The sequence below is a fragment of the Elusimicrobiaceae bacterium genome (assembly GCA_028700325.1).
Lineage (GTDB): Bacteria > Elusimicrobiota > Elusimicrobia > Elusimicrobiales > Elusimicrobiaceae > JAQVSV01.
On the sequence record JAQVSV010000071.1, the window covers coordinates 1 to 10146 of the forward strand.

Here is a 10146-nt window from a genome sequence, read left to right on the forward strand (position 1 = left end):
GTATTGACAAAATGCGGCTCGTCGCCGTTAAAAACCGCGGGCAGACCGTCGAATATGCCCGCCGCCCTGAGTGCGAACCCGCTCGCCATAGCCAAAACAAGAATTATAACAAACCGCTTTGAATTTTCCTGCCCGGACCGCGGCGGCTCGGTTGTGAATATCGCCATGACAAAAACCTCAAAAAAACAAACTTGCACGGGTTCAGGCCGGCCGCCTCAATAACTCCGGCCCCGCGGCCACGAAACCATGGTACGGATTATTGGCGGAAGCGCCTTTCGCCAAAAACAAAACCGCTTTCCCGCCCCGTTACCGCATCGCGGCCGCCATAAACGGACAGCAAAGATTCAAGCTGGACGCCGCCTGCATAATCGCCCACAGCCATAATAAAGCTTCAATTATCGCCCGCGCGGCGCCAGGCGCGTATTTCATTATATGAATTCTGGAGTTCGGCCAGCACCTGGCCCGCCCAGCCCCGCTCTTTCTTCCGCGCCAAATCCTCAAGCCGGCGGGACAGGACGGCAATCCGCTCGCACGACACGGATGCCGCGCTTCCCGCCAGTTTATGCGCTGTTGCGCCCAGGCTTTCCAAGCTGCCCGCTTCCAGCAAATCAGCCATTTCAGGGATCAGCCGCAAAGCTTCTTCGCGGAATTTGCCAAGCGCGCTCTCGAAAAGCATCTTGTTCCCGCCGAAAAGAGCCAGCCCCTCGCTGTAGCTTACCAGGCCCGGCTTCCCGCCCGGCGCCGCCGCGACTTCCGCGATTATGCCGAAATATTTATACAAGACCGCCGCAATCATGTTTGTCTTCACGGGTTTGAGCAGAACCTCGTTAAAACCGGCGTCAAGACACCGTTTGTGCACATCCGCGTTGACATTGGCGGTTATGGCGAGCAGCGGCACTTCGGCATAAGCAGGCTGGGTGGCGCGGATTTTGGAAGCGGCCTCGATGCCGTCCATGACCGGCATCTGCAGATCCAGGAAAACAAGATCAAACCGCCCCGTCACACAAGCGTCAAGCGCTTCTCTGCCATCGTTTACAAAAGTCACTTTCTTCAGGCCCAGCTGCTCAAACTGCACGCGGGCCAGATCGCGGCCGACAACCCTGTCCTCGGCGAAAAGAATTTTCAGTTCCTGCGTTTTTTTAGCGGGGTAAATGACATCCTGCCTTGCGGTCACGCCGGCTGACGCGGTTTCCTTTTTCAGGTCACCGGCTATCTTCAGCGGCAGTTTGAACCAGAACACGCTGCCCTGGCCCGGCGCACTGTCGCAGCCGATAACGCCGTTCATCTGCTCGACCAGTTTTTTCGCGATCGAAGTACCCAGTCCGCTGCCTTCATATTTTCGGTTTAAATCAGGCGAAACCTGATAAAAAGGATCGAATATCCGTTCCAGCTTTTCTTTCGCAATCCCGATCCCGCTGTCGCTCACCTTAAACATTATTTCGCATTCCGCTTCACCCGGTTTGGCCAGCCCGACCGATATCTCCACAAAACCCGACTCCGTATACTTCACGGCGTTGCCAACCAGATTGGTAAGAATCTGCTGAACCCGATACGAATCGCCGAGTACAAAATCCGGCACGTCCAGCTCCACATTCACGCCCAGCCGCAGCTGTTTCTTGCCCACCAGCGGCTTGAACACCTCCGCCAGCTCGTGCACCAGACCCGACAGGGAGAACGGAGTGCAGCTCAGCTCGAATTTGCCGGAATCCAGTTTCGACTGGTCGAGAATATCGTTGATCAGCCGCAGGAACGATTCCGATTCGTTCAGGATAATCCGCGCCCTTGTCCGCACTTCCTCCTGCGTGGAGATCTGGATGATATTTTCCGCGAACCCTATAATGGCGTGCAGCGGAGTGCGGATTTCATGCGAAACGTTGGACAGGAACGCGCTTTTCGCATTATTGGCTGATTCAGCCGAATCCTTCGCCTCTTTCAGGAACTGCTCCATTTTCTTGCGTTCTGAAATGTCTATGAACGCCTCCACCAGCACCGGCTCCCCGTCCACAACCAGTTTAGTGACACTCTTGAGGATCGGCGCAAGCCCGCCGTTTTTGCGCACCAGCATGCGTTCCGAACCGTCCACATTCTGCCGCAGATCCGTTATCGGGCACGCGCCCCTTTCAGACGGACAGATGAATTTATGACACTCTTTCCCCACCACGTCTTCCGCCTTTTCGTAACCGAACAGCCGGATCGCCATATTGTTGGCGCTGAGGATTTTATGCTTTTTTTCCGAAATGACCACCACACCGAACGGCATGGCCCAAAGCACCTTGATCAGATTGTCGCTGACATGGGAGAGCGCTTCCTTGGCGTGTTCCAGAATCTTGTTCTGTTCCGCCATTTCCTGGGAGCTTATGTCCAGCACGCGGTCCATAAGCGCGCGGTCGCGGTCAAAATCGTCGTAAGCTTCCGACACCTGTTCCACAAACGGCAGCAGGTGCTCCGGGATATTTTCCCTTACTCCGAAAAAATCCTTGATCTGGCGCAGTAAAAGTTTATTCATCGGACAATGTCGTTATCGTCATGGTTTGGTTATGGTAGACCGGTCCGCCCGCGCGTTCCAGCGGACAGATTTCGCCACGCGAGTAAAACCCGAACATGATCTGGTTGCCGCCGAGCACCCGCACGGCGGCGTCAATCTCGTCTTCGATTCTTTTTTTCATCACGACCTGCCGACCCACGCAGCTGACCAGCAAAGCGAGAAAATTCCTGTTCATATTGATGCCTGCAACGCCTTTGCCCGCCGCGCCAGCCGCCCCTTCCGCCAGCCGCCCGGGATTATATTTCATCAGCCGCACATGCCAGCCCTCCGGCATGTCCGCCGCGAAAATCAGGGCGTTTTTGCTCTCGTCAATCCGGATAACTGACCGCACCCGCCCGCCGGACTCGGCGGTTTCCTTTAACAGCAGCGGAAAATACTGGACGCTGTACTCCAGCCGGTCCGGCTGGCCGCCCAGATATTTACGGTATAACGCCAGAGCAGGCTCTCCGTCAATTTCGTAAACGCAGTTCTCTTCGGACCGGGTTATTTTCCGGTACACTCCGAAAGCATCCCAGCCGCCGCCCGATCCGTATCCGGTTTTGACATTTTTGCCGAACGCCACCGCGATAGCGTGCCGCTCAAGCAGTTCGCCGTCAAGCAGTTCAACCGTTGACTCCGCAACGTCAGCAGAGGCGGTCATCCCCCCGGTCACGGCAATGCCCGGCAGCTGCCGGCCCAGTTCACCGGCAAAACGCGCTCCGTTTATGTGCAGGCCGTCACACAGCACTATTATATGCGAAATATTTTCCCTGCCGGAGAACTGGGCGGCCAGAACCCTGGCCGCTTCCTCGCTTGACGCCTGTGTCAGCGGCGCTTTGGCAAACTGCAGTTCCGGATTGTCAAACTCGGCCGCCGTCGCCACAACCGAGTTTTCGGCAAACCCGTTCTGGTTTATTTCATAGGCCGACGTGCCGCCGAAAAGGTGCGCGCCGGGGAACCTTGCCTTGAAATAGTCCGGCGCCGCGCTGTCGCGCAGCGCCTCATTGCTTCCGAAAACAAACACTAGCTGGGGCTGGAGGCTTTTCTCGCTTACGAGAATTTTCCAGCCGGCCCCGCGTGTCCAGACAATCTGTTCGAATTTCATAGTAAAATCCCGCGCAGCATATTTTTCGCATCGCGACGTGACAGAACCAAATTAAACATGCAGTAAACCAATGCCTACCCGGATACATTATACACAACATTATCCCCGACAGGCCAAATTTACCGGGTTTTCAGCCAGATATCCTGCCCGTCACACCGCGCATAGCCGGCGCGCGCCAGCATTTCCTCCATTTCCGGGGGCACGGGCCCGAACAGTTTGCCCGCACCGGAAGCTGTCATTATGGCGACCGCCAGCCGCGCCTGGCTTTTAAACACGATCGAGTCCTGACTGGCGAACGGAAACACATTGTCGAGCCGCGCGTCCAGCGCGAGCCGGTGCCCGTTCATGGTAGCCACGGCGACTTTTTCGCCCGGCCGCGCCGCCCGCTCAAGCACCGAAAGCATCTGCCCGTATGCTCCGCAAAACCGGTCCGTTCCGCCTGCTATTCTTTTCAGCTGGCCCGCCGGGCCGGGCAGCATAAACGCGGTGCAGGCGAACAAAACAAGATGTCCGCTCAAAAACCATTTGAAAACGGCCGCGCCAGGCCGGCTGGACTTATTAAGACACAGCAGAAGCAGCGTATTGCATAAAACCCATTGCGGGAATAAAAACAGCAGTGTGCCTGGCAACGACCGACCCGCATAATATGCAAACGCGCCCAGCCCGAACACTCCGGAATACACCAGCAGGACGGAAAGTCCGGCATTCCTGCCGCCGGAAACCAGCCCGCAAAACACCGAGGCGGCGAAAACGGCGAGCATGAGAATATGCGCGCCCATAAGCGGCATCGGCGCGGCCATAAGGCCGCACATGCCGAACAAACGCTGAAAATCCATAACCCGCGCGAAATCCGGCAGACTGCCGCACCGCGCCAGCGAAACCCCGCAATATACCGCCGCAATGCCCGCCGCCGCCGCAAAATACGCGAACAGCACGCGCCGGCGGTCCCGCCGCACCACCAGCAATGAAAACAGCGAAGCCAGCCACGCCGCCGCCCCGAAATCGAAATTGTTGCACGCCGCAAATGCCGCCAAAACGGCATTAAGCCCGAGCCTGGCCCGGCTGGCCGGTTTTTCCATTGCCCAGACCAGCGCCAGCGCCATGCCCCAGCAGGCGAAATAACGCAGCGGCATGGCGTAATAATTGAACATATAATACACTTCCGCGCCGGCGCGCTGCGCCGGATAAAAAGCGGAAGCGGCAAAAACAAGGAACAGCATCAGGGCGACGGCCTCCCCCGCTACTTTACGCAGCGCCAGCCAAACGCATAACAGCCCGCCGAGCGACAGCGCGCACACCGCGCAGGTATAGGAAAATACGCCGAACCCGGTAATCTTGAAAACCGGGCAAAGCAGATACGGCGCGAGGATCTGGTATTGCGGAAAGAAATCCGTCAGCGGTGTGCGGCCGTCGAGCACGGCGGCGAATTCCGCCATCGTAAAATGTATATGGTTGTAAACATTGAAAAAACCCGTCCCAAGCGACCGCTCGGTGAAAATCGCCGGCAGCAGCCCGCCCGCGCAAAACGCCGCGGCGATAAAAAACGCGGTTTTAAAACCGATTTTCCGCGCGGCCGGCTTAATAAACGCCAGCAGCTTTTCAAACCGCGGAACAAGGCGGGGCCAGGCGACTGCCGCCCCGGCGGCGCCGGCAAAAAACAGCGCCGGCGCGCCGTAATAAACGTGAACCCGCGAATTCTGCCAATACCATAAAACGCCTGTCGCAGCCGGCACGAAAAACAGATTCGCGTTAATCCAGCCGGAGCCCTTGCCCGCGACAGGCTCGCAGGAGAACCTGCATAACCTGCGAACCGGCCACAACGCGGCAAAAACCGCGGCGCAGAACCAAAGGTAAAACGCTCGGTCCCTGTAATCGTCAAAAATATACGGAAAAGCGCGCGCCACAACAAAGGAAGTCCAGTCCGTCGCCGCGGGTTTGGCGAAACAGGCCGCCAGCGCAGCGGTTCCGAAGCAGAAAACAGCCAGCGGGATTATCAGGCCCCGCCAGTCAGCCGCATAATTAAGGTTGTTATCAGCCATGTCAAAAACGTCCGGCAGCGCAATGCGCTATGGGCAATCATATCCTTTTATATTCGGGGGTCTGGACTGACGGAGTTACGGATCTTTTGCCGGAAATTTCTGTTCAAGCGCCGCGGCGCGCTCGGCAACCACGGCCGCGCCCGACGTTTTAGCCGCCAGCACCACGGCACGCGCGCCGGATTCGTCCCGCCCGGCTGACAGTGCGTTCTCGGCCTGCTTCAGCGCAACCATAGCCGGATATTCAAGCGTTACCGCCAGCCCCTGCGCCCGGTGCTCATCGTCATACGCCTGCGGCACGGAACAGTCCGCAAGGCTCAGGCAGGGCCGCTCCGACACCACTTCCCGGAAAAACCGCCAGTCCGCCGGGCCGGCATTTCTGCCCAGCAGATATACTATGGTGCCGCGCTCGTTTCGCTGCTCAAGCGGAAGCTGGCGGTATTTAAGGCGCAGCGCGGCCCTGAGATCTGAAGACATCTCGTTAAACCCGGTGTCAAGCCGAGGGTCGTTATCGTTGCGGGATTGCAAGATCTCATCCAGAACGGCCAGCTTCCGCGCTATATCATCCGAACCGCCTTGTCCGGCGGAAACCGGACTCCGGGCAGGCTCCCGTAAAGGAACCTGCCCGGAGTCTGAAGACAAACCGCGCCGGGCTGACGGCACGCAGGCGGCCGTCAAAACAACCGCCGCCAGAACCGCCAGGAATCTGTTTTTCATCAATACAGATCGGCTTTGATCGCCTTGATGGCGGAAGCGCTGGTTATGCGCTTGAACTGGTCGTCGGCATAAATGCCGGCGTCCATTCTGACCTTGTCGGTGCAGTTGGTGCAGAATTTCTGGATGTTTTTAAGCATGATAAGCGACGAGCCGTAAGAACCGTACGGAGTGGAATCGCAGGCCGCTTCGCCCGCCAGAAAGGAACCCGTCCAGATACTGGTTATGGGCTTGCCGTCGGCATCAACAAACGGGCGGGGGCATCTGGCGTGCGACCAGTTCCCGTTTGACGTTTCGGTATGCCGCGACTCGTGAAAAACCACCATAAGCCGCGAAATCTGCGGATGGCTGAATTTGATGTAATTCTGGGTCAGCCACATTTTGGAGGAATCCACGAACGGAATGACGCAGGCCACCGCGATGGCGCTGCCGCAGTCGTCCATTCCGATACCCTTAACGCGGGAATTGAAAAAATCAAGGTAGGCCCGCCCGTCAACCGGGCCGAAAATTTTCCTGTGCAGGCCCGAAGCGTCAGACGACTGGATAGTGCCGATGAAAGCCATGTCGTCGCGGATCTGGGCCTGAATGGCGGGCGGAACATCCTCGTCAAACGGGACAGCCGCGGCCCTGTCGCTGGACAGATCCGGAAATAAAAACCAATTCGTTCCCTGCTGCGTGTCGAGTTTCTGTTTCAGGGCTTTCACTTTCGCGCCGGATACGCTGTTAAAATCAAAATCCTGAGCCATTGCGCCCGCGCCAGCAAGCATAAATACCGTCATCACCGCCACTGCAGTCCGTTTCAGCATACCGCTCCGCCTTGTTTGATAGGATATCGAACCATGAATCCAGTATATTCCGCGCCGGACACACTGTCAAGGGCTGAAAAGCCTATTGATGTACCGTCCGGCGGTTTTATTGGTATACTCTTTGCATGGGCAGGCTACTGGCATGGGCGGCAATATTTCTGTTTTTCGCGGGCAATTGCTTTGAAGCAATGCATTGCCACGCCGGCGTTCACCAAGACAGCCATCATGCCGCCTGCTGTCATTCCTGCGGCGGGCACCACGTCGTGCTCAAAACAGAACTCGCCGGAAAACCGGACGTTTCCGCCGTGCACACCATACGGCTTTCGCCGGAACCTTTCCCCGGCGCTCCCCTGCCGAAAGATATTTTTCACCCCCCTGTAACCCGGCTTTCCTGACCGGACCCCGCTTTACCCGTCCGGGCGCCTGCATTGCAGCAGGTTTGTCCGGTTTTCTGAAAGATGCTTTATCCGCCGGTTACGTCCGCAACCGCGCAGTCCGCCAGTTCAGGGCTGCCGCCGACGCGTATGGAGACGCCCATGAAATTTTCCGGTAAAATTATGCTTACGGTTTTTTCGGCTGCGGCATGTTTCCCTTCCGCATGGCCGGAAACCGAACCGCCGCTCACTCTGAACATTATTGTCGCCGCCGCGCGCGGCAATAACAAAGAACTGCTCGCCATGCGCCGCAGGCTGGCGGTGGCACAGGCGCTCATCGAAGAAAATGCCGCCAGGCCCAACCCTTCCATAGAACTGGAGCGGCAGACGCCGCTTGATGCCGGCTACCAGGAATTCAAGATTTACCAGCCGTTCGCACTGAACGGACGCATCACGCTTGCCAAACAGACCGCGCAGGCCGAAGCCGCGGCCTTTTCAGCCGATATCGCCGCGCTGGAAAATGAAATCGCCGCCGCCGCAAAAACAGCCTATTACGGGTTCCGGCTGGCGGGCGAGCGGATCCGGTTCGAAGAAGCCAACCTGAAGTTTTCAATGGACATGCTTAACAGCATGCAACTGCAATTCCAGACCGGACAGGCCACCAACGCCGATCTTGCGCGCGCCAAAGTAGAAACCGCCCGGAACAAGTACCGTCTGGAGGCGGCGCAGTCAAAGCTGAAAGCGGCTGAAGCGGAACTTAACTGCTGTATGGGCAGGCCTCCGCAAATCCCGATCACGGTCGCCGATAACGGCATGTTTTTAAACGCGCCGTCCGCAAGCCGGGATCCGGCTTTTGAAACGACGCTTGCGGCCGCGCTGTCCAGCCGCCCGGATCTTGCCGCATCGGCCCTTCGCGCCGAAGCGGCGGAAACAGGCGCCGCGCTGGAAAAAAGGAAACGCATACCCGACCTGACTCTGGGCTGGATAACCGGCGCCAGCCCCGAAGAACGCTATTCGAAACTTGCCGTCACGCTGGAACTGCCGCTGTGGTACCGCAACCGCGGCGCAATCGCCCGGGCGGAAGCGGAAACAACCGCGCGCGCGCAAGACACCGACAGCCTCAACCTCTCCGTCCGCAAGCAAATCTATACCGCCTGGCTGGCGCGGGTCCTTGCCGCGAAACGGGTGCGCGCCGCCAGGGAAACGGTTCTGCTGGTAAACGATCTGCGCAAAACGGCGTCGCTGGACTACCTGTCAGGCAAAAGCGGTCTTGCGGCGTTTTATGAAACAAACCGGATATTCATCGAGGAAAACCTCAACTATCTGGACGGGCTGGCCGAGTACTTTGAAAAGTCCGTCGAGCTGGAAAAAGCGGCCGGCAGCATCGCCGCGGGAGAATTATAAAATGAAAAAAAACATATCGCTTGCGCTGACTGGCGCAGTTCTGGCGCTCTGCGGGTGCGGAGATAAAACCGACGGCCCGCAGCAGCCCGCGGAACAGCCCGCCGGACAAGCCGCTTCTTTCTACGCCCCGGTAACCATTTCAGCCGACGCGCAGGCCGCGGCGAACATAACCGCCGTAAAAGCCAGAAAAGCCGGCGCGGCTGAAACTTTTCAGGCCATGGGCCATGCGATGCAGGACGCTCAGGCCACGCACCACGTGTCCGCCGCAGCGGCGGGCAGGCTGGAATCATTTGCCGTTACGCTCGGCCAGCGGGTGGCGCCGGGCGACACGCTGGCCGAGCTGCGCGACAGTTCAGGCGCGAAGATCCGGCTGATCTCCGGTTATACCGGAATCGTTTCCGCGTTTCACACCGGGCCCGGCGCTCAGGTTGACGGAAACACATTCATTTGCACGATAACCGAGATAGATCCTCTCTGGGGAGTGCTCGATATCCACGAAATCAACCTGAGCAAGCTCCGAGCCGGGCAGAAAGTGACCGTCCGCACTGCGGCTTACCCCGGCAGGACTTTCGCGGGCACGATAGTTTTCGTGTCGCCCGAAATTGATCCGGAAAGCCGCACCGTCAAAGCGCGCGTGTCCATGGAAAACCCGGCGGGCCTGATGAAATTCGGGATGTTTATTGACGCCGAGGTGGAAACCGGCCGTTATTCCGACGGGATCCTGCTCCCGTCGTCCGCCGTGCAAAACGGCCCGGACGGCCCGTTTGTTTTCGTTAAAAAACCGGGCGGCGAATTCATTCCCAGGCCGGTACAGGCCGGCGCGACGCGCGATGGTAAAACCGAAATAACCGGCGGCTTAAAACCGGGCGAGGAAGTTGTCGCGGAAGGCGCCTACCTGCTTAAATCCGAAATGCTGAAAAACCAGATCGAGGGAGATTAACGCCCATGCTCAACGCAATAGTGTCTTTTTCGGTGCGCCATCGGCTGGCCGTGCTGTGCGCCGCGCTGGCGGCGGCGGGCTGGGGCGCGATTGCGCTGAAAGCGCTGCCTGTGGACGCGTTCCCCGACGTGACTAACGTGCAGGTGGAAATAGTGGCCACGGCACAGGGCAAATCTCCGTTTGAGATTGAAAAATTCATTGCCTATCCGCTGGAAAACGCCTTGCGCGGCATTCCGGGCCTGA

General features: G+C 58.1%; 9 protein-coding genes. 4 read left to right on the plus strand and 5 right to left on the minus strand.

Annotated features, from left to right (window positions below; translation table 11 throughout):
- Positions 1 to 391: 391 nt before the first annotated feature.
- The 5 genes from PHW69_08365 to PHW69_08385 all read right to left on the minus strand — a co-directional run bounded on the left by PHW69_08365 (position 392) and on the right by PHW69_08385 (position 7185).
- Entirely contained in the window at positions 392 to 2506 is a 2115-nt protein-coding gene (locus tag PHW69_08365) for an ATP-binding protein (GenBank protein ID MDD4005199.1), read from the minus strand.
- Positions 2499 to 3629, minus strand: coding sequence for an FIST N-terminal domain-containing protein (locus PHW69_08370; GenBank protein ID MDD4005200.1), 1131 nt, complete (start codon positions 3627 to 3629; stop codon positions 2499 to 2501). The genes PHW69_08365 and PHW69_08370 overlap by 8 nt, the downstream gene beginning before the upstream one ends.
- Before the next feature lie 119 nt (positions 3630 to 3748).
- Positions 3749 to 5668 carry a hypothetical protein gene (locus PHW69_08375; protein MDD4005201.1) on the minus strand — a complete coding sequence of 640 codons (1920 nt, stop codon included), beginning with the start codon at positions 5666 to 5668 and terminating at the stop codon, positions 3749 to 3751.
- 75 nt (positions 5669 to 5743) lie between these two features.
- A complete protein-coding gene (locus tag PHW69_08380; protein MDD4005202.1) occupies positions 5744 to 6382 on the minus strand; it encodes a hypothetical protein in 639 nt (212 codons plus the stop codon).
- The gene (locus tag PHW69_08385; protein ID MDD4005203.1) at positions 6382 to 7185 is read right to left on the minus strand and encodes a hypothetical protein; all 804 of its coding nucleotides are present in this window, start codon (positions 7183 to 7185) and stop codon (positions 6382 to 6384) included. The genes PHW69_08380 and PHW69_08385 overlap by 1 nt, the downstream gene beginning before the upstream one ends.
- A gap of 33 nt (positions 7186 to 7218) precedes the next feature.
- On the opposite strand from PHW69_08385, the gene PHW69_08390 reads away from it, so the two are divergent.
- The 4 genes from PHW69_08390 to PHW69_08405 all read left to right on the plus strand — a co-directional run.
- Entirely contained in the window at positions 7219 to 7566 is a 348-nt protein-coding gene (locus PHW69_08390) for a hypothetical protein (protein ID MDD4005204.1), read from the plus strand.
- 155 nt (positions 7567 to 7721) lie between these two features.
- Positions 7722 to 8963, plus strand: a complete 1242-nt coding sequence (locus PHW69_08395) for a TolC family protein (protein MDD4005205.1) — start codon at positions 7722 to 7724, stop codon at positions 8961 to 8963.
- A 1-nt stretch (position 8964) separates the two neighbouring features.
- Entirely contained in the window at positions 8965 to 9903 is a 939-nt protein-coding gene (locus tag PHW69_08400) for an efflux RND transporter periplasmic adaptor subunit (GenBank protein MDD4005206.1), read from the plus strand.
- Between the two features lie 5 nt (positions 9904 to 9908).
- Positions 9909 to 10146 (plus strand): efflux RND transporter permease subunit (locus tag PHW69_08405; protein ID MDD4005207.1); only part of this gene is annotated, 238 nt, incomplete at its 3' end.